This window comes from Allobosea sp. CRIB-10, assembly GCF_900112185.1.
In the GTDB taxonomy this organism is placed as follows: domain Bacteria; phylum Pseudomonadota; class Alphaproteobacteria; order Rhizobiales; family Beijerinckiaceae; genus Allobosea.
On sequence record NZ_FOKP01000031.1, the window covers coordinates 1 to 19,189 of the forward strand.

17 protein-coding genes and 1 pseudogene are annotated in these 19,189 nt (G+C 62.9%); 3 read left to right on the plus strand and 15 right to left on the minus strand.

The window, feature by feature from the left end:
* The 3 genes from BMZ69_RS26995 to BMZ69_RS27005 form a co-directional block, all read right to left on the minus strand.
* The coding region (locus tag BMZ69_RS26995) for an AAA family ATPase (RefSeq protein WP_139219225.1) at positions 1–1,664 on the minus strand (1,664 nt) is incomplete at its 3' end.
* The gene (locus tag BMZ69_RS27000) at positions 1,595–2,083 is read right to left on the minus strand and encodes a hypothetical protein (protein WP_092162776.1); all 489 of its coding nucleotides are present in this window, start codon (positions 2,081–2,083) and stop codon (positions 1,595–1,597) included. The genes BMZ69_RS26995 and BMZ69_RS27000, both read right to left, overlap by 70 nt.
* Before the next feature lie 120 nt (positions 2,084–2,203).
* Positions 2,204–3,022, minus strand: coding sequence for a hypothetical protein (locus BMZ69_RS27005; protein WP_092162777.1), 819 nt, complete (start codon positions 3,020–3,022; stop codon positions 2,204–2,206).
* A gap of 85 nt (positions 3,023–3,107) precedes the next feature.
* Between BMZ69_RS27005 and BMZ69_RS27010 the strand changes: the two genes are divergently transcribed.
* Positions 3,108–3,347: a helix-turn-helix transcriptional regulator gene (locus BMZ69_RS27010; protein WP_092162778.1), complete on the plus strand. Its 240-nt coding sequence runs from the start codon at positions 3,108–3,110 to the stop codon at positions 3,345–3,347.
* A gap of 222 nt (positions 3,348–3,569) precedes the next feature.
* On the opposite strand, the gene BMZ69_RS27015 is transcribed toward BMZ69_RS27010, so the two are convergent.
* From BMZ69_RS27015 to BMZ69_RS27025, 3 genes are read right to left on the minus strand one after another with little or no spacing between them, the layout of a single operon-like run.
* The gene (locus BMZ69_RS27015; protein ID WP_139219226.1) at positions 3,570–4,745 is read right to left on the minus strand and encodes a hypothetical protein; all 1,176 of its coding nucleotides are present in this window, start codon (positions 4,743–4,745) and stop codon (positions 3,570–3,572) included.
* Positions 4,738–6,579 carry an ORC-CDC6 family AAA ATPase gene (locus tag BMZ69_RS27020; RefSeq protein ID WP_139219228.1) on the minus strand — a complete coding sequence of 614 codons (1,842 nt, stop codon included), beginning with the start codon at positions 6,577–6,579 and terminating at the stop codon, positions 4,738–4,740. The genes BMZ69_RS27015 and BMZ69_RS27020 overlap by 8 nt, the downstream gene beginning before the upstream one ends.
* Positions 6,580–6,632: 53 nt before the next feature.
* Complete coding sequence (locus BMZ69_RS27025) at positions 6,633–7,754, minus strand: phosphoribosyltransferase-like protein (RefSeq protein WP_092162781.1); 1,122 nt, start codon at positions 7,752–7,754, stop codon at positions 6,633–6,635.
* A gap of 535 nt (positions 7,755–8,289) precedes the next feature.
* On the opposite strand from BMZ69_RS27025, the gene BMZ69_RS27030 reads away from it, so the two are divergent.
* The gene (locus BMZ69_RS27030) at positions 8,290–8,778 is read left to right on the plus strand and encodes an NADAR family protein (RefSeq protein WP_244543562.1); all 489 of its coding nucleotides are present in this window, start codon (positions 8,290–8,292) and stop codon (positions 8,776–8,778) included.
* Here BMZ69_RS27030 and BMZ69_RS27035 read toward each other — a convergent pair.
* From BMZ69_RS27035 to BMZ69_RS27065, 8 genes are all read right to left on the minus strand, one after another.
* Positions 8,759–9,721, minus strand: a complete 963-nt coding sequence (locus BMZ69_RS27035; protein WP_092162791.1) for a PfkB family carbohydrate kinase — start codon at positions 9,719–9,721, stop codon at positions 8,759–8,761. The two genes, BMZ69_RS27030 and BMZ69_RS27035, sit on opposite strands and share 20 nt — an antisense overlap.
* Positions 9,718–11,634 carry an HAD family hydrolase gene (locus BMZ69_RS27040; RefSeq protein WP_092162792.1) on the minus strand — a complete coding sequence of 639 codons (1,917 nt, stop codon included), beginning with the start codon at positions 11,632–11,634 and terminating at the stop codon, positions 9,718–9,720. Before BMZ69_RS27040 ends, BMZ69_RS27035 begins: the two co-directional genes overlap by 4 nt.
* A 588-nt stretch (positions 11,635–12,222) precedes the next feature.
* Positions 12,223–13,437, minus strand: coding sequence for an IS91 family transposase (locus tag BMZ69_RS27045; protein WP_092162794.1), 1,215 nt, complete (start codon positions 13,435–13,437; stop codon positions 12,223–12,225).
* Positions 13,438–13,453: 16 nt separating this feature from the next.
* On the minus strand, positions 13,454–14,107 hold the full coding sequence (locus BMZ69_RS27050) for a tyrosine-type recombinase/integrase (RefSeq protein ID WP_348272500.1): 654 nt from the start codon (positions 14,105–14,107) through the stop codon (positions 13,454–13,456).
* Positions 14,108–14,143: 36 nt separating this feature from the next.
* Entirely contained in the window at positions 14,144–14,317 is a 174-nt protein-coding gene (locus tag BMZ69_RS32495) for a phage integrase N-terminal SAM-like domain-containing protein (RefSeq protein WP_348272501.1), read from the minus strand.
* 297 nt (positions 14,318–14,614) lie between these two features.
* Positions 14,615–15,652: a site-specific integrase gene (locus tag BMZ69_RS27055; RefSeq protein WP_139219230.1), complete on the minus strand. Its 1,038-nt coding sequence runs from the start codon at positions 15,650–15,652 to the stop codon at positions 14,615–14,617.
* A gap of 40 nt (positions 15,653–15,692) precedes the next feature.
* The gene (locus BMZ69_RS27060; protein ID WP_092162799.1) at positions 15,693–17,240 is read right to left on the minus strand and encodes a DUF3987 domain-containing protein; all 1,548 of its coding nucleotides are present in this window, start codon (positions 17,238–17,240) and stop codon (positions 15,693–15,695) included.
* Positions 17,241–17,242: 2 nt separating this feature from the next.
* The gene (locus BMZ69_RS27065) at positions 17,243–17,716 is read right to left on the minus strand and encodes a hypothetical protein (protein ID WP_092162801.1); all 474 of its coding nucleotides are present in this window, start codon (positions 17,714–17,716) and stop codon (positions 17,243–17,245) included.
* 79 nt (positions 17,717–17,795) lie between these two features.
* On the opposite strand from BMZ69_RS27065, the gene BMZ69_RS27070 reads away from it, so the two are divergent.
* Entirely contained in the window at positions 17,796–18,233 is a 438-nt protein-coding gene (locus tag BMZ69_RS27070) for a hypothetical protein (RefSeq protein WP_139219232.1), read from the plus strand.
* 61 nt (positions 18,234–18,294) lie between these two features.
* Here the strand turns inward: BMZ69_RS27070 and BMZ69_RS27075 are convergent.
* Positions 18,295–19,182, minus strand: a pseudogene (locus tag BMZ69_RS27075) (IS3 family transposase); the annotation flags it as partial.
* Positions 19,183–19,189 lie beyond the last annotated feature (7 nt).

The following is a 19,189-nucleotide window of genomic DNA, read 5'->3' on the forward strand; positions in this document are numbered from 1 at the left end:
GGGGCTCCGAACGCCTCGTTAGCCGCTCTGCCGGCGAGCAGGATCTGGACGCGGTCCTCGATCTGGCGGCGATCCGGCGTCGGCGCGATCACGATGTCGGTCCAGCCGCCGGCGTCGCCGGCGGAGCGGATCGTTACGGTCTCGACCTGGAATCCGAGCCTGTACGCGATCACCGCATGGCCGGCCTCGTGGATTGCCACATGGAGCCGTTCCCTCGGCGGTCGCGGATCCGCCGGCATGATCACCGCTCGCAGATCGGCCTCGGTCAGCAAGCCGTTGCGGCTGCGCGCAATCCTGCGGGCTTCCCGCAAGATCCCGGTGACGTCGGCGCCCGTACGACCTGGCATCAGCTTCGCCAGCGCGGTCAGGTCCGCGCCCGGAAGGTCCGATCCCAGATGGGTGCGCAGGATCCCGGCCAGCCCCGCCGCATCGGGCGGGTCGATCCGGAACTGCCGATCGAAACGGCCGGGCCTGAGCAGGGCGCGATCGATATGCTCGGCGTGGTTGGTGGCCGCCAGCAGGATGACGCCACGGCGGTCGGTGCGGCAGGCGTCGATATGGAGGAGCAGGCCGGTGATCACGCTGGTCCACCAATCCCGGTTGCGCGAATCCAGGGTGGCGCGATCAGGCAATGCATCGAGCTCGTCGAGAAACAGGATGCTCGGTGCGCTCGCCCGGGCGCGGCCGAACACGTCCGACACCTGCTGGAGAACATCGCCGAGATGGCCGCTGTTCTTCTGGAACCACCCGCTCACGCTGGTCTGGACCAGTGGCAGGCGAGCCGACTTCGCAAGCGACCTCGCGAGCGTGGTCTTGCCCGTCCCGGGCGGGCCGTGGAACAGGGCGGACTCGAGCTCGCCGGCGGACAGCGTCCCCGCCCGAACGGCCTCGATATCGGCGAGCGTCGCCAGGCACCAGTCACGAGCCGCGCCATAGCCGGCGAGATCCGCGAGCAGCGGCGTCCGGTCGTCGCTCGTCGTCACGCTGCGCGCGGCGCTCGCAGTCCTGAGCCGCGCCACACACGCCTGCGGTGTCGCCGACGGCCGCAACGCCGCGCCGAGGTCCATGAGGTCGAGGCCGGCAATATCGGTCGCAGACAACTTGGGCGCCGAGCGACCGGTATGGCGCCTGATCGCCCGGCGCATCAACTCCGGCGTGGGAGCCGGCACCGCCAGCACCAGATCGGCGGCGCAACGCAGCAGCGCGGGAAGCTGGCCGTCGGGGTCGGAGGCGATGCCGCAGACCGTCTTACCCTCGTCGAGAGCATCGACGATCAGCGCTTCGGTCGTGCGCCAGTCGCGCTTGTTCGCCTTCCCGTCGATGATCAGGATCCCATTGTCGTTCTCGTGGACGAAGGCGTGGATGGGGTCGATCCAGCTATCGGTCGGAACCCGGACGATGACTGCCATGGTCGCGCCTCTCGGCAGCGTCCTAAGGTCCCGGCGCTTGTCGATCGCCTGCCACGACAGCTCGACGATAAGACCGACCGGCGACAAGGCAGGGCGAGCCTCGTGCTCCTCATCGGCATTAGCCGACGGTTCGAAGTTCAGGAGAAATTCGTCGCCGCTCTTGTCGTCGGAGAGATCGCTTTCGCTCATGACAGCGCCTCCATCAGAGCCTGAACCGAGGCACGTCGGATTTCGGTCCGCGACGGGCCACGCCACGAGCGCGCCAAAGGATCGACGTTCTCGCCGAGATAGCGCCTGCGATCGAGCGTGAAGGCGAGAACTGTCCGGGCCGCGGCCGATCCGGCTAGCGCATGGAACAGCACCATGCTCATGACCAGATCGTGCCGGGTAGTGTCGAGCACATCGATACCGGACATCCGCAGCGCCAGGGCGACGGACGCAGCGGCGTCGCCGGCGAGCGCGGCATCCCAGTGCTCGACACGCAGCGGCCGGACCCTGCCGAGCAGCTCCTTCAGCTCAGCCTGCTCGGGGAAGCCGAACGCATGCGCGGGCAAGCTGCGCCAGAGCTGCCAGATGGGGACATGACCGATGCCGGCATCGCTGCCTGCCTCGTCGGAAACGACGGGCGGGCGAGGCATCTGCCGGCGCGGGAAGTTGAGAACGGGTACGGCCATCGGACATAGCTCCGCCGATCCGCCGGAGGACGCTCCGGCGGGATACGGCTTTGGTGGTGGGAACGGATGCAGCAGCCGGATTGGTCGGTGCAGCGGGAAGCCGGTGGGGCGGCGAAGCGCCTAGTGCAGCTCTGCCCCGAGGGGCTGATCGTCGTTGCGGAGCACACCGAGCGGCAGATCGACATCCTGCCGCTCACGCACGCGGTCGAGGAACCGCGGCAGCCGCTGGAGCATGCCGGCCCGCATGGCGCGGGCCGCAGCATCGGTCGTGGCGACGACCGGCACGCCGAAGAGCTGATCGAGCCCCTCGCGCGTCACGGTGAGGTCCGGCCGGAAGCCCGACCTCCCGTAGTAGTCGACGATCCAGCTCTCGCAGCGCCGCACGGGAATGCCCAGGGTCTTCAGGAACGCCTTGAGCTGCAGCCTACCGCAGAGCAGGTCCCGTTCCGTGGTGCGCCGCTTGCGGACCTCGGTCTCGCCGCCGCCCCTCTTGACCTCCACCAGCCTCGCGATCCGCTCCCGCCGGTCGACCACGATCATGTCGAAATGGGCGATCCTGGTCGCGGCGCCGTCGGCCGGCAGGGTGATGCGGCGCAGCTCGCCGCCGTCATTGGCCTGGACCAGCGTCTCGGCGGAGACGGTGATCGGCATGCGCACCTGGGGCATCACCGTCATGTGACTGTGGCGACGCAACGCCATGCAGATGCCGGCTTCCAAAATGGCCCCGTCCCGCTTGACCAGTGAGGACAGGAAGGAGCTGAGCCTGCTCAGGTCGTCTCCCATGAGGGGATCAACCGCGAAGGTGCACCCCGCCGCGCCGGCGACGGTCGTATCGATGCGCGCCTTCAGCTCGGCGGGCAAAACCCCGCGCCGGACGATATTCTCGGTGGAGAGCTGTGCGGTGGTGGTGACAGCGAGGTTGGTTTCGGCCTTGGCCATGACATATGCTCCGGTCCGTGGACGGCGTGTCCACGAGGATCAATGTGGCACTATAGATGCCATATGTCATCAAAGATGCCATTTTATGATTAACGGTCCGCAACTCCGCTCTGCCCGTGCCTGGCTTAATCTATCTCAGGACCAGGTTGCGGAGATCACAGGAGTAGCAAAACGCACTATCGCGCGGATCGAAGCTGAAGCGACTGTTCCACATGAGCGCACGCTCCGAGACATTCAGGCCGCGCTCGAAGCGCTTGGCGTGGAATTCATCGTCGAGGGCGGCGTGGGGACTGGAATTAGGATTGTGAAAAATCCGGATCGCTAAAAACTGCGCGTAGGAATTCTTAGCGCGGCTTCGATCATCCCTCCGAGAGCAGGCCACTTCCTTTGGGCAACGGGTCAATTTGGCCCACAGCCGACCTCGGGAATGTCTGCTTCAGGGCAGCCTCCTGAAGCTAGCAGCCCAAAACCGAGGAGGCGCTTGGGGGACGCTCACCACGCCCTCTTTGAGGCAACCCTATTGACAGTGCTAAATGCCTTGAAGTCATTATAACAATCCGTCAGATGCGGGCTCGGTAGAAACGGCCTCTCGCAACTCCCATTCCCCCCGGATCCACATAGAGTACAGCTCGAACGGCGCATCCGGGCTTTGCTCCGGATCAACGTAGACCGCAGTTTCAATATACGGAATTCCGACCTTGAGGCGCGTCCCCGGGACGTCGCCGAACAGGTGGTCATAACATGCCAACAGGACCGCAATCGAAAGTAGCTTGGACGATAGCGGTGACACAAAGGCCTTGCAGCCACCGAGCTCGCTGAGCGCACGGCGATAACGGTCCATTGCTTCGAAAACCTGCTTGTAAGCCTCAAAGGGATTGTACTCGCAAGCGAGCAAAATATTGCGAGGTTCGACCTGGAACGTATCGAAAAGAATCTCTCGATGCTTATAGATGATTTCGTCGCCGCGCCTGGTTTCTCGGGACGGGAATGGCACGACTGGGCATATTTCATCTGGCGTTAGTCGCTGATGGATCCTGTCCAGCCGGTCGATCTGATTTTCCCCGAGAACGGGAAACCAGACATGGGGCAAGTCCCGACTGGTTTGGGCCGTCAGTTCGCCTGAAAAGCCTCGGACGAATGAAACCTGGTCCCTTAGCGACCCTTGCCCTGCAGTCAGATCGGCAGAGACACTCTCCGCGGTCGTCACATGCAGATTAACGCATATCGCCGACTTCTGAGCGTGCTCGTCCAGATTCCTGAGCAAAACGGCGACGCTGGTCATCGCGACCATTCGCGGCATCGCGCTGATGTCGACGATGACATCAGTGAACTCGGCCGGATCTCCGGCCTGTCGCAGGGCGTCGTAGGTATTCTTCGAAGCCACGGGCTCCGTGGACGGCCCGCCAATATCGATATCGACCTCTTTTATTCGTGCCGCGCCAAACAGGCCCTGCAGGCCCGAAACATTCTGCTCCGTACGGCCGCGGCGTAGCGAGCTTTCGTCCTGGCCGTTGTGAAATGCGAGAAGCCAGACACTGACATCGGCACCCAGAGCGTGAAGACGGCGAGCCGTCTCCAGCGCGCGGACATCGAAGCCCCTTCCCAGAACGAGGAGAAGACGGCGCTCGCTACCCTTGAGTTGCCTGCCCCAGAATGCATCGAATTCGCTGGCGACCGTCAGCGAGTACGGGTCCCACCGCATGACGGCATCGCTCTCAGACAAAGGTCGGATCCTTTCCGTCAGGACCATGCTGCTGCCAGGCAATGAGGTCCTTCAGTTTCTTTTCGCGCCAGCCGCCATAGCCAAGAGGAAGTCCAAAATGGACGCAGAGGAGTCGGTTCAAATAAAACACGACAAAATTTTTGCCTTTGTTCCGATAATCGAGCCTGGGAACCAAGAGATTGTGCGCTACCAGTGAAGTGAGGACGTCCCGAAGGCCGAGAAGATGTCGAATTTTGTCGTCGGGTGAGTCGATCAGCGTTTCCCTGTCCGCCATCGAAATGGCGATCCCGGTCACACCCGGCGGATAGGGAGCGCTCGCGCGGAACGTCTGGCGCTGACAAAAGACCCCAATGCCCTCAAGGAGTTTCCTTGCTTCGCGGCCGCGTGGCAGTCGCCGTGTCAGCCCGTCCCAGCGGCTTGCCGCAACAGCGCGGACGATGCTGTCCTGTCGCTCCGCGGAAAGAGGCACAGGGATGTCGCGCGGGTACTGGATTTTGGCCGAGATCTCCTCAAATAGCTCTCCGACCACCTCGAGGTATTGATCCACGTTGTAGGACGATGCGCCTCCCAGCGACTCTCGCCCAAAATAGATCGGTGCTTGAACCTCGGATCGGACAAAATGCTCGGCAGCCCGAACAAGGCCGCTGCTATGACGCTTTTCGAATTCATCGTTGGAGAGCGCGAGGAAGTCGAATGCGTGCTGATCGTTTTTCCGATCACGCTCGATAAGGATTTCAGTTGCCCGCCAGTTGATGGCTCGGACAACGGCATTGCCTGGCGCGCTCCTAGCTCGCGCGATCCAGTCGTCATAGCGAAGGCTGCTACCGATCCCGGTTCGGATCCTGCTCTCGATGGCAGCGCACGCTTCGTCGAAGAGCGGCCCCCATTTGACGAGGTCATCTCCTTCGCCGATCAGCGCGAAGAGGTCACGATCACCGAAATTGTCTGCTTTGGCGGCACGCAACTTTGCAATCGATTCGACGAATCTCTCGAAGGTGCTTGCCTTCTTGTCGCTCCAACGCCTTTCGAGTTGGATTATGCCGTCGTAATCGCGGTTCTCCAGCGCACCCTGGGACAGCAGATCCTTGTGCGTCAAAGCCTCCAGGCGCTCGGCGACCCAAACGCCACATTGCTCCCGAGCTCCTGCCACAAAGTCGATGAGGGATCTGCGCTGCGTCGCCGAGAGGGTTTGAACCTCATCGAGAAGCAAGGCACGTTTGACGATGACCTCACCTTCAGGGGTACTGATGTGCGCATGGGCAAACCATTTGAGGCCATCAAGCCGGGCATGGCCGCCCTGGATTGGTTCGGGATCGCCGAGCGCGTCCATGCGCCCATAAAAGTCCGTCTCGATCTGCGAAGCCCAAGCGAAGAGTTCCTTTCCGGTCGCATTCGCAGGGATGGTACTGTCGGATTCCGGCTCCCATTCGACCCGGATCTTGTCCAGGTCCCGCGGAAACGGGCGGTCCACGCGCTCCAGAACGGCCCGCAGAGTGGCGATGACAATCCGCGAATTGACCAACTCGCGAAATAGCGAATTGCCCCGGTCGAATTGCGCCAGCTCCCTGTATTCGCTGGTGAACTCCACCATTGTCCCGAGCAGTTCCGGTCCGTTCGGTCCAATCGCGCCGACTTCGCGCAAAGCCTCCTGAGTCGCTTTGACGTTGGCGTTGCCGCTGGCGAGGTTGTCCGCCAGGCGAAGGGGGCGAGGCGTCAAAAGGCGCAAGAACGTCGTTTTGCCACCGCCCGGGGCGCTCCGCAGAAAGACCAAGCTTCCCCACGGATCTTCCATGCTCTGCATGAGATCAAGGGCTCCGGCGCCGAAGAGACGCACGAACTCGTCGTCGCTGATGGCGCGTTGCGATGCCCTAATGCGGAATGGGTTCCTCACAGTTGCTGCAGCTTTCGATGGCGACTGACCCGTGGGAAGAGTCCGCGCACCCGGTGCACGTCTTCCGCCCAAAGAATGTATACCGAGTTGTTCGGGGTATTGTGCGCCAGGACGACCGGAAGGCGGCCGTTTGCGTAGCCATATCTCTTGCTTGTCTTGCCGACCTCACCGTGCTTGTCATCGGCGCTAACGTCGAAGTATTGGTCGTCGTTCATTAGCGCAAAAAATGCAGCATCTGTCTCTTCGTCGAGCGGAACGCGCGGGCCAAGTTCGCAAACCACGTAAAATTCGACTGTCCCTTTACTAAATGGCAGATCTTTTAGCTTCCCTTTGATATGATTTATCGCCTGAGAGCTCGCTATGTAGGCGATGATAATGACTTTAGCGTTTGAAGATACGCATTCGCCAACGCCCGTCCCATTCTCCAAATGCTCAATGATTGTCGGGATCTTGCCACGCCACTTGCCCGCTTTTTCATCATAGCGGATGGCGCTCGTGCCGCTGGCGGTGAAATCATCCAGCAGGACGACATTCTCAAATCGCGCGACCTCTCCCTCTGGAGGAGCGCCCAAAATTTCACTCAAATCCTCCTCTAGCTTCTTCAGCAGGTCAGCGGTTTTGACGCCCGAGACGTCGTAAGCGTGGAATACTTGCTCATTGGAGATCTCGGGGTTCGCTCGCCGAAACCAATCTGTGCGAGCTCCGTCGCTCATCCCCAGGAATAGCGTCCGCCGGCGGAGCGCTTGGTATGCCGTCGTGGCCACCGCAGCCTTGACCCTGACATGCGGGAGACCGCTCTGCTCGCAGGCGGCCGCAATCAATTTCGGCCGGACAATTGTGGGAAACGTTAGTTCGACAAGGTGGTTGATTTCGCTGGCCGTAAAGAAGATCAGCCTGCCACAGACAAAATCGTAGGCGACGCGGCGTTCAACACCGGGCCGAAACTGAGCCAACCAAAGCGCAAGGCTCTCGATGAAGCGGCGCCCAGGAGAGAACTGCTGATACTCGTCATACTTGTAGCTCGCGAAGATCTCCAGCCTTGCGCGTTCGCGGGCCTTATCAGCGTCCGACCAATCCATGATCTTGGCCAGAAGGGTCTCGGCCAACTCCTTCTTCAACAGCGCCCTCCATCGGTTCGAGCCGCTGTCGCAGAATCGGCCAATTCAACCTGCGGTATGAATGCATAGCGATCGATAGAATGCACTCTCCTTCGGTCATAGTACCTTGGACGCATTAATCAGTTCAGGAAGCTCGCCGGCCCACTTCGGCCACCGCATCGATAACGCGAGCCAGGCGGTCTGCACCCTGAGGAGTTTGGTCCCATGCCCGCCGCACAGACGCTTCTAGCCGAGCCCAAGCAGCATCAACGATCGCCTGCTCGGACGGGCGATCGTCCAAGTCGCACTGGTGTGGGTCAACACCTAATGCCATGCAAATTAGCATGACATTGCCACTGAGCGTCTTGAATTGACCATCCAGAATGCGCGAGGTTTGGCCTTGGTCGACTCTCGCCATCCTCGCTAGCTCGCTAATCAAAAGCGAGCGCTTTGCCTGCGCTATTCGCATGCGCTGGCTCAATTTCTCCCTTTCTCTGCGATTCGGTTTCATGCTAGCAACATGCTTGTTAAATGCAAATTTGCAAGGAGGCGATTCGTGGTCGCAGACGAGATCCGTTTCTACCGCGCGAGTGAGAAGCCTTACGGCGCCTTCAGCAATCTCTTTCGTCGAACGATCAAATTCGAGGGAGAGACGTTTGCGACGAGCGAACATGCGTATCAGGCAGGCAAGGCCCGCAAGCCCGAGGTTAAGAACTGGGTGCTCTCCGCGCCATCGCCCGCGCTGGTCGCTATGGCGGCTCACGGTCTCTACTACTGGGACATTGTTCCCGGTTGGTCGCGAGTGAAGTTTGACCGTATGCGCGGCGTGCTAGAGGCGAAGTTCACCCAGCATCAGGATCTGAGGGAACTGCTGCTTGCAACGGGCGAGGCTAGGCTCGTCGAAAGCACCACCGTCGACAACGAAGTCAATCGACTTTGGGGCGAGGTCAACGGCGTGGGGCGCAACATGCTGGGCGAATTGCTGATGGAGCTGCGCGCCAAGCTGCGCAAGGATGGTCACGACGTTAGTTCGCGGGCTGCGTAGCACTCGCGTCGCCCGTAAGTATCGACCGCACATGTGCGGTGCCCCTCTCGCGGAAGAGTCCACGTGCTCCGACATGCGCACAGTTTGCTGCAGCGAGTCGCTGACCAGCTTTGATGCCGGCAAGAACGGTGCGGACGTCGAGGGAGGCCGGACCGTCGGTGCCTGACTGAAGGACCGTATCGATCAATCCCAAGGTCACCATATCGCCCGCACCACAGGTATCGACAACGACGTCAGCTGCTGCCGCAGCGCAGTTGTAAGTCTTTCCGCGATGATGCAACTCCAACCCAATACTGCCGTTGGTCACGATGCTGAACCCATCGGGTCGGAGTTGGGCCGCCGTTATTGGCGCAAGGCGGTCTGCCGAGAATTTGAAGATGTGAGCGGCCGCGAGTGCGCGAGCGAACAAGTCCGGATCGCCCACTCTCGACGGCTCAAAATGGATAATTGCACCGCCTGCAGCCGCAGCCTCCATGGCGTCGCAGATCGTCTCGGAGAGGCGGTCCGCGTAGAAAATCCGGCAATTTGCCAGGACTGGCCTGGCAGGCTCCAGCTCGGACGGCGTGATTGACTGAAATCGGCCGAATTTTTCAGCCGAATCCGGGCAAGAAAACAAGAACTGGTGAGTTCGGGAGGATGGATCCAGAAGCTCGACGATGACCGGCGACAGAACGTCCTGACTCCTCGACACCCACCGCATATCCGCACCTGCGCAGCGCAAGTCGCGTTCCAGCTTGCCACCAACGAGGTCGCTTCCAAGCCGCAGCAGAGGTGCAACGGGGCGCCCAAGCATGGCAAGCGAGATTAGGACATTGCCGCAGGAGCCGCCAAGCTCCTCAAAGGCCATACGGGACGAACCAATGTGAATGCGATCGAGAGCGACGAGGCCGGTGCCCACCACCTGCTTCTGGTCGAACCCAGAATTTTGACGCTCTTCGCTCATCCGTGGCTCGCCGCAAGCTTATCGAAGTCCATTCGACCACGGCCGTTCTCGATGCACAACGCACGAAGAATGCGTAGCAGCGCAGCGGGCCCCGAGGACGCCCGGCCGAAAAGCGACCAAGAACCTTGGACATCGCCGCAGACCCCATCAACGCTAATGCTCGGGCGGTTTGCGAGCAGTTCCACATCATTGCCGCCTGGCTCGCCGCTGTCTCCGATGGAAAGCACTTGGAGCCCGTCGGACATGGTGCGTCGGATCTCCTGCAGCACGGCGGTCTTGCTCGTTCCATGAGGAAGAAGGTCGAAGCTGTGATGAGAGGTCAGAACGCGGATCTTCCCATTCGCTATATCGGGGCACATGGCCAATTCATGCTTGAAGCGATGGAGCTCCACGACGTCATGATGCTTCACGCTGATCTGGACATTTCCGCGCTTGAGCAGGCATTTCGGCTTCAGCAGTGCTCTGCATTCAATCCAGTCCGCAACCCGGGCCAGTGAGGAGTCGGCGAACGGCGGATCGTCATCAATATCGACATCGAGTGATCTGATATGGCCGCCGTTGTAATAGCCCATCGTGATCGAAGAATGCAGCCGGACCGGCAGTGATTGGCGCAGGGCATCCCCGGCTGACCCACCACGACCGGTTGCAAATGCGATCGCGATCCCCCCGTCTGCGAGCCGGATGAGTTCGTCGACCAAGCTGGACGCTGGGAGCTCCAGTCTCGTCTCCGTTGCCACCACAGTGCCATCGTAATCGAGCACGATCCCGCCTAAACGCGCCTTCTCGAGATCGGCGAGCCGGTCAGCGCAGATAGCATCGGGAGGACAGGGGAGGCACGATTGATCGTCATGACGCCTTATCGCCTCCAGCTTGTGCTGGACGGCCGGGCTTAGTCGACCGACGACATCGGCAAGGCCGCGATCGCCGTAGATCGCCTCTGCGAAATCGCCTCGGCCTGGCTTGGCCGGGTCTATCTCGGTTGCCACCCCCAGAAAATGGACAACGATCAGCCCCTCTATGACCGACAACGCGGTCCGAAATCGGCCGGCATAGCCAAGGTCCAGTTCCGAGATGCGGATGGTGCTCGGAAGCGCTCTCTTAATGTTCTCCCAGAGATCGCGGGTTAAGGCCGTGGTCACTGCTAGCACGAACATCGAGTGCGGATGTCGGGCCGCCCAAACGTGCCGACCATGCGCGAAATTCCGAAAATCAGCGACCTGGACTGGAGCAATCCCAGTCTCCCAGAGCGACGTCTCGATGAGCCTCGCAAAGGTTCGGCATTGCGGGTCGCAGAGTAAGCAGAGCGTATCGCCCTGGCGGAACGAAGGCACAGTCGAACGCAAGTCAGCAACAGCGCGCCCCACCGACTCGGCGAGACTGTGTGCCGAACGAGATCCTTCAGAAGGATTTGCAACGAGGTCGCTGGCCGCGAGAACGCAGGCGACCATTCCGACCAGCGAGTGAGTTGCCAGGAAGCCATCTTTTCGTTCGGCTACCGGAACGACGATCAACTCCGCCCGACTATTGTTGGCGGCAGCGACAGCGGTTGAGCCCCATTCATTGACCGTGACCAGCCGCACATTGGCGGCGTCGGAAGCGACGGCAGCCTTAAGAGCCCCCTCGACGTCTGGATTATCCGCGCCTGCGCTAAAAAGCCAAATGCTGAACCCGTTGCAGCTTTCAGGTGCGAGCACAAACTCCAAAGGGGTCTGCACCAGCGTCAGACCAAGGCCGAGGGACGACCGGCACGACGCAAAATATTCGGCCATGATTGCAGAGCCGCCCGAACCAATGGCGATCGCAGGGCGACCAGCCCCTTCACGAAGGGCCGCCGCCACAGCCTCGATGGGACCGTCCGCAACCAAGCGAACGGTGTCAGCCAAGGTTGCCAACTTTTCGGCGAAAATTGTCATCCATTTCCTCCTAGCAGGAAAGCGCCATGGATTGACCTCCCAGGGGCATCAAATTCATATCCGTCGACAATGTTGCTAAATGTTCTCTATATGTTCTTATACAGATCGTTGATGCAATTGGAATGGCGAGGCAGGCGGCCGCAGATCTACGAGACAAAAAAGCGAGCCTAGCTCGTTCGCTGACAATCTCGCTTGCGTCTCGTGTTGTGCCTGAGCGTGACGCTCGACGTCCGCTTCCGGGCGAGGAGCCAATGTCCGCAACTGTGAAGGGTCTCAGACGCGGGCCCTTGCGCAGCGTTGATGGCGTGGCTCCTGGGCCCGCGTCTGAGAGCCTCCAGGGGAAGAACCCGCGGCCCGGGGCCTTGCGTTATGGGGATTTCGCCGCGCGGCGTGGTCCACGGGATCGTGCGAGGCGTGGATCGGGGGCGCTATGGTCCGCCCGGGATGCCCGGCAACCTGCGGTTTGCTGCGCATGGAATGGATTCGGGCCCGTCGCAATCTCCATTTCCGCCACCGGGCCGAACAGGATCGCCCGCTCTCTGGCCGAGACCGGCAGTGCTTTCTCAGGGTGTCGCCGCATCGCCATCGTCATGATGTGTCGATCCTGACGGCGACGATGGTGCGTGGCGCCGCGCCCGGCGCGAAGCGCTCGACGATGATCATGCGGCCACCGCAGCATGGGCATGGTGGACGATGGTCATCCCGCGGCTCGTCTGTCCCGGAACGACCGTCTGCGTCTTGTTCTTGGGGCGCTGCCGCCGGTGTCGTCGCCGCGATGATCTGCCTGATACGGGCGATGATGCCCGCACGCCGGCTGGAGGCGAGCAGGCCATAGTGGCGGATGCGGTGGAATCCGTCGGGCAGGACGTGGAGCAGGAAGCGGCGGATGAACGCGTAGGCCGTCAGTGTCATGGTCTTGCGCCAGGTTTTGCCGACCGAGCGGGCGCGATAGTCCTTCCAGTGGAAGGTGACCCCGCGCTGATCCATGGCGACGAGGCGGCTGTTGGCGATGGCGACGCGATGGGTGTAGCGGGCGAGATAGGCCAGCACGGCGTCGGGTCCACCGAAGGGCCGCTTGGCGTAGACGACCCAGTCGACGCGCCGTAGCGGCACCAGCATGGCGGCGAAGGCATCGGCCTCAGTCAGATGGCCGAGCTCGCCATGGAAGGCGAGCTGCCCTGCCACGTGCAGGGCCGTGAGCCCTGCGAGGAAGAGTCTGCGGAACAGCCGCGAGAGCACGCGTATGGGCAGGAAGAAGCCGGGCCGGCAGGCGATCCAGTGAGCGCCGTCCGGCGAGAGTCCACCGCCGGGCGCGATGACGTGGAGATGGGGATGATGGGTCATCGCCGATCCCCATGTGTGCAGCACGCTGGTGAAGCCGATGCGGGCGCCGAGATGCCGGGTATCGCTCGCGATGGTGGCGAGCGTCTCGGCCGCGGCCCTGAACAGCAGGCCGTAGACCTCGGCCTTGTTCTGGAAGGCGATCGCTGCGATGGGCGCCGGCAGGGTGAAGACGAGATGGTAGTAAGGCACGGGCAGGAGATCGGCCTGGCGATCCGCGAGCCAGTCCTTCGCCGCTGCACCCTGGCAGCGCGGGCAGTGCCGGTTGCGGCAGGAGTTATAGGCGATCGTCGCGTGATCGCAGTCGCCGCAGGCCATGACATGGCCGCCGAGCGCAGCCGTGCGGCAGGCCCGGATCGCTCCCATCACCTTGAGCTGGCCGCGGCTGAGCCGATGACGCGCGAGATAGGTCTCGCCGTGCCGGTTCAGGATATCCGCGACCTCCAGCGAAGGCCGCGCCATGATCGGCGCGGGACCGTTATGGCGGTGGCGGTGGCGCCAGCAGCGCGAGCGGGCTCGTCACCTCGCGCAGGGTCTTGAGCGCGACGCGGGTGTAGACGGCGGTGGTGTCGAGCTTCCTGTGCCCGAGCAGAACCTGGATCACCCGGATATCGGTCTTCCGCTCCAGCAGATGGGTGGCGAAGCTGTGCCGCAGCGTGTGCATCGACACCCGCTTGTCGAGCTTCGCCGCGACGGCTGCGGCATGGCAGGCCCGGTTGAGCTGGCGCGTCGTGATCGGCTGGCCCGGCTGCTGGCCGGGGAAGAGCCAGCCGCGCGGCCGCTTCACCCGCCACCATTGCCGCAGGAGGTCGAGCAGGTCGGGCGCGAGCATGACATAGCGGTCCTTGCGGCCCTTGCCCTGCTCGACCCGGATCAGCATGCGGGCGCTGTCGATGTCGGCGACCTTGAGGTTGGCGATCTCCGAGACCCGCAAGCCGCAGCCATAGGCGATGCTGAGCGCCGCGCGGTCCTTCAGGCTACGCGCATGGGCCAGCAGCAGCGCGACCTCTTCGGTGCTCAGCACGACCGGCAGCCGCTCCGGCGTCGGGATCCGCGCCATGCGGTCACCGAATCCGGTCCGGCCCAACGTGACATGGAAGAAGAACCGCAGGGCCGTGCAGGCCTGGTTCATCCGGGAGTAGCTCGCGCCGAGCGAGGCCAGGTGAAGCTAGTAGCGCCGCAGATCCTCGGGCTCGGCTCGATCCGGCGGCAGTCCGAGGAAGGCGGTGAACTCACGCACCTGCCGGACATAGTCGCGCTGCGTGTGCTCGCCAAACCGGCGGATGGTCATGTCCTCGATCATCCGCTGGCGCAGCGGAGTGACGGTGACGGGATCGGTCATGGAGGCCTCCGAGGATCAGGGGAAACGACCCCGAAATCCTCGGATGCAGCGCCTCACATGGCGAAATCTCAGCGATGACCGCGCCGCAGCGCCCTCCCGCGAGAGCGGGTTAGTCCATTGGCGCTTCTGGCGGGTCTCGTGATCTGAGTTACTCAAATCTCAGCAAATGGCCCTTGGACCACCAAGCGCGGATCGGCCTTAAGGTCGATGATATGCGTCCGCCGCGATGATCGGGCGCTCTGCCCGCATGCCCCACTGCCAAAATGCCAAAATGCCGCGGCTCTCCGGCATCGACCGTCAGCGGGGCGCAACAGACCTGCGCGCGTCGAGCATCGCGTGCATCTTCCTACGACTTTCGGCGACTTTCGGCCGGATGCGCGCGACCTCGACCGGGTCTGCCTTCGGAATGGGATAGCCGCGGCCGCCCTTGCCGGAGGCATTGCCATAATGCCGGCTGGCGGTGTCGTCGGCAGCGTGGCCCATGAGCGCCGCGACGATCGCTGCACCGAGGTCGCGCTCGTCCCGCGTTCTGGCATTGCCAATATAGTGGCGCTTCAGGCGCGCCGATACGGCATGCCTGACCGAGTATGGCGTGGGGCGCCGCTTGCGCCGCGGAAACAAACGTTTGGCGATGACGCGCATGCGCTCCTCGATCCGAGTGAGCAGCGTCTCATAGGCTTCCAGCGTCATCCGATTGACCCGCTCGGCCCACGCAACCAGATGTTCGAGACTGACGGGATCGATCGCTTCAAAGATTATGGTCCGGGTCTCGCCATGCGCCCGCTCATTGCTGTTTTTCCCGTTGGGGACGATCATGATCAGCGTATCGCCCGAGATAGTGATCCTAGTCCCGTGCCACTCGATCGGACGTAGTCCCGGCAGGATGTTTGCATTCATAGAGGCCACGAGATCATCGGCGTATTGCGATCGGGACAGTGGCGCGGCGGCGATGATACGGTCGAAATCCAGGTCGCTGATCGCCTTGGCCTTGCTCGCCGAGGTGCGCAGCGGCATGGCGGCCTTCGGTTTCCTGACTTTCGGCGCAGCCGGGTCTTTCTGCCGGGAGCTATCCAGGAGACTCAGTGCTTCGGCCACCTCAGCGCGCAGATGAGGATTCTGCTGGGCAAGCCGAGCAAGCCCGAACTCCAACGCAGCTCTGTATTGTCTGATCGAGTTGGGGCGCAAATCTCGCGACCAGACGAGAAATCGGCGCACGAGATCGACGACGCCGATCGAACGCGAGAGCTCCTCCGCAGCCCGCCGCCAGAGTTGCCCAAACCGCTGCATGTAACGCTTTTCGGTCTTGGCAGTCCGCGTAGGCCCAGGCATCCGCATATCGAATACTCCTGTTACTCCGGAGGTAACGGTAGGCCGATCAGCCACGCTGAGCCGTGCCCAGGAGCGACCGGTCGACAACGTAGTCACCCGGCCTGCGCCCACGGGCGCCCGGCTGCCGATCGGCGCGCACGAGTGTTCCATCGGCTTCGAGTTCTCTGATCGCTTCCTGTAGCAGGCGGGCATCCCCGAACCGGCCGGCGTGTTCCCGCCGCAGATCGCGTAGGCGGAAGGCGTCGAGCTCGTTGCTGACGAGGTGATCAACGAGCGCCTGGCTCATGCGCTCCCGCCGGCCCTGACCGACATGGCCAGCGACCGTCATCATCGCCGGTGCGAAAACCCGATCGATCAGGGCGATCGCGACCCCGATCCGGGAAGCCGAGATGCCATCGGGCAATTCGCCTGAACTGCGGGCCGCCAGCATGGCCTCGAGCACGAGCGCAAGCCGCCCGGCATGGCCGGGGGCTTTCTCAAACCAACTGCGCACCAGCCCGCCGTGCCGGTTGGCTTCACCATGCCAGCGCTGCATCGCCTGCTGGAGGAGCTGGATGCCATCCGCACTCACCGGTATGGCGGTCATAGAGTTGACGCGCCCCATTTCGCGCAGACGGGCCATCATGTCCAGCATCCCGTCGAGCGCGAGCTGCGACATGGCGATCCGGGGCGGTAGCGCCTCCCCGACCCAGACCCAGAGGAAGCGGCCGGCGAGACCATCGTCCTCGCCGCCGAGAAAGGCACCGACACGGTCGGGCTGCGTCGCCGACAGCACGCTGATCGCGAACACCCCGAGCTGCCGGCTCTCACGGCTGATCCGCCCGACCCGCAGCGATCCGGCGCTCGTCGCCTGCAGCATCAGCGCTCGCGTGGACCGGCCGCGCGCCAACATCGCGCTCGCCTCATCCGAGAGCGCCAGAATTCCACGCGGCGAGCCCGCTGCCCGCTCCGTCATCTCCTCGATGCTGGAGTCCTCGACGACGATCCCGGGACGGATCGGCACCACGACGGCATCCGGCCTGCGTGCCGGCGGCGCCGGATCGTCGAGGTGATCGCGGATGGCCTTGCGGCGCTCGGCGTCGTGCACTGCCCATTCGAGCTCGAGCTGTCGCCGCTCGCGCGCCGCGATCTCGTGGCGGAGGCGCCATTCCTCCTGCTCGGCGGCGGCGACCGCCCCGAGCAGACTTTTGGGTAGAGCGACCATGGCGCTCTTCCGCGATCCCGGTGGGGCGACGATCATCCCCCACAGGATCGGAGGCTCGTGCCAGACCGCGCCGATCCGCACCTGAACCTGAGAGCCCAACGCGGTCGAGGCACTGACCAAGAGGCTGAGCAACGGCATCGTCGGAGCGACATTGTAGCCCTCGGCCAACATCGTGATCTCGGCCGCCAGGGCAGAATCGTCGAGCTGTGCGGGATCGAAGCTGCCGGAATCAAAATCAGCACCATGCCGCACCTGGGTCTCGATCTGCTGCGGCACCGCAGCAGGCACGATCGGCCGACGGATCGGAACCGGCGGCCTCATCGGCGCGGCGATGCCGGCAGATGCGTCGGGCACATTCACGCTGGGGCCGTCCTTGACCTCGTCAGCCATGCTCAACGCCTTTTCTCAAGATAATGCAGGATCGCGGGCGGGATCTCGTCGCCGTCCCGCAGCGCACTGGCGCCAGCAAGACGCAGCCAGTGGGTCAGCGTCCGCGCCCAGCGCCGGCGCCCCGTATCGATGGCAGCCACATGCTCCGTGCGTAAGAACTCGCCATCGACGAAGCCGACCAGCACCGGAAGATGCTCGTCCTCGCCGATGATCTGCGCGAAATCGGTCAGCTCTGGCGCATCGGCCAGGTCGACCTCGCTAGGTTGCCAGCCACGACGGATCCGCCTCAGATCGTCGCGCAGCGAGCGGATGTATTCCCAGGGGATGTCGCTGTCATCAGGCAGCTGCCCCCGCTCGGGGAATTCGCTGTCGGAGATGAGGACGGCGATGCCGTTCGTCATCAGGCCGGTGTCGGCGGTGTCGGGGCGGCCAGCCCGATAGGCCGCCTTCCAGTCGTTCAGGTCAGCTTCACTCATAACGATACTCCTTACAAAACCGGAAAAATTATTGAGCTAGATTCGCTTTTTTGCAAGAGTCCGCCAACGGACGCTTTCCGTGCGCTCCTATGTCGTTAACCTCGGAGAGCCCGATTTGTTTTTTTTCTTTTTCCCGCTACCCGACCCCGAGCCGACGCAGCGCTTTCGCAACGCCATCGGCGCAGCACGGGACGTCATGCCCGACGTCTCGATCGCGACGCTGACGACGTTTCTGGATGTCGCGCTTCACAGCGCGGACGAGCCGCCAGCCAAAGCGCTAGCCGAGCGGTCGGGGATTCCGTACGATCGTATGATGCGGCATATCAGCGTGCTCGCCGAAGGAACGCGGCGCGTTCCCGGCCATGAACTTCTCGTCAAGGCGTACGATAAAAAGCTGCGCCGCCATAGGATCAAGGTGACGCCCAAAGGCCTTGAGCTCCTCGCACAAATCAATGCGCAGATCGAAAACACGGCGAGCCAGGCAACTGCACTCGCTGCTGCGGGAGATATGGCCTGACGTTCCCTCGGCTTTTTTAAAGCTCGAAACCTGTTGTAGCCCCCAAAAGCCCGGACAAGTCTCACGGTACTGCATGAGCCGCGATGAACTCGCGGGGTGAACGATATCCGAGCGCCCGATGGGGGTGAAGCTCGTTGTAGTGGTCGAACCATTCCGGCAGGGCGAGCATGACGGTTCTGGCATCGGGGACGGGGTTCACCGAGACGTAGTCGCGCTTGAAGGTACGCACGAAGGCTTCGGCCATGCCGTTGCTCTGCGGGCTCTGGATCGGGGTGGTGAGCGGCTCCAGGCCGATCTCGCGGGCAAAGCGGCGGGTCGGTCCCGCGATGAAGCAGGAGCCGTTATCGGTCAGCCATTCGATGGTCTGCGGCAGGCGGTTGACCCTGCCGAAGCGGTGCTCGACGACAGCGACCATCAGGTCGCAGACATCGTCCCCCTTTATGCCTTCGGTGGTGGCGACATGGCCCATGGCTTCCCGGTCGCAGCAATCGAGCGCGAAGGCGACGCGGACTTTCTCGCCGTTGTCGCAGCCGATCTCAAAGCCATCGGAGCACCAGCGCAGGTTGGACTGATCGACGCTGATGCGGCCGTCGTGACGGCGCTCGACCCCGCCAGCATGACGGTCGAGCAGAAGGCCATGAACCTTCATCACACGATAGACCCGTTTGCGATTGGCGGGCGAACGGCCCTCGGCCAGGGCCTTGCGGCGCAACCGGGCCCAGATGCGAGCATAGCCGTAGGTCGGCATGTCGTCGATGACCGCCTCGATCTCGGCGAGCAGCGCCACTTCCGGCAGGGGCGGACGGCCTCTGCGCTGTGGCGAGCGCCCGGCCGTCCGCTGCGCCACCCGCACGGCGAGATGCGAACGGGCCACGCCCAGCGTGGCGGCGACGGCGCTCATGGCAAAGTGCCCTTGGGCAGCGACAGTGACCGCAAGCTCCGTTTTTTTATATCCT

Excerpts from the sequence above, each read along its gene's own strand:
- BMZ69_RS27035 (WP_092162791.1), bottom strand. The coding sequence starts at position 9,721 with ATGAGCGAAGAGCGTCAAAATTCTGGGTTCGACCAGAAGCAGGTGGTG.
- BMZ69_RS27005 (WP_092162777.1), bottom strand. The coding sequence starts at position 3,022 with ATGGCCAAGGCCGAAACCAACCTCGCTGTCACCACCACCGCACAGCTC.
- BMZ69_RS27050 (WP_348272500.1), bottom strand. The coding sequence starts at position 14,107 with ATGAACCAGGCCTGCACGGCCCTGCGGTTCTTCTTCCATGTCACGTTG.
- BMZ69_RS27065 (WP_092162801.1), bottom strand. The coding sequence starts at position 17,716 with ATGAGTGAAGCTGACCTGAACGACTGGAAGGCGGCCTATCGGGCTGGC.
- BMZ69_RS27060 (WP_092162799.1), bottom strand. The coding sequence starts at position 17,240 with ATGGCTGACGAGGTCAAGGACGGCCCCAGCGTGAATGTGCCCGACGCA.
- BMZ69_RS27040 (WP_092162792.1), bottom strand. The coding sequence starts at position 11,634 with ATGACAATTTTCGCCGAAAAGTTGGCAACCTTGGCTGACACCGTTCGC.
- BMZ69_RS27000 (WP_092162776.1), bottom strand. The coding sequence starts at position 2,083 with ATGGCCGTACCCGTTCTCAACTTCCCGCGCCGGCAGATGCCTCGCCCG.
- BMZ69_RS27010 (WP_092162778.1), top strand. The coding sequence starts at position 3,108 with ATGATTAACGGTCCGCAACTCCGCTCTGCCCGTGCCTGGCTTAATCTA.
- BMZ69_RS27055 (WP_139219230.1), bottom strand. The coding sequence starts at position 15,652 with ATGCGGATGCCTGGGCCTACGCGGACTGCCAAGACCGAAAAGCGTTAC.
- BMZ69_RS27045 (WP_092162794.1), bottom strand. The coding sequence starts at position 13,437 with ATGGCGCGGCCTTCGCTGGAGGTCGCGGATATCCTGAACCGGCACGGC.
- BMZ69_RS32495 (WP_348272501.1), bottom strand. The coding sequence starts at position 14,317 with ATGACCGATCCCGTCACCGTCACTCCGCTGCGCCAGCGGATGATCGAG.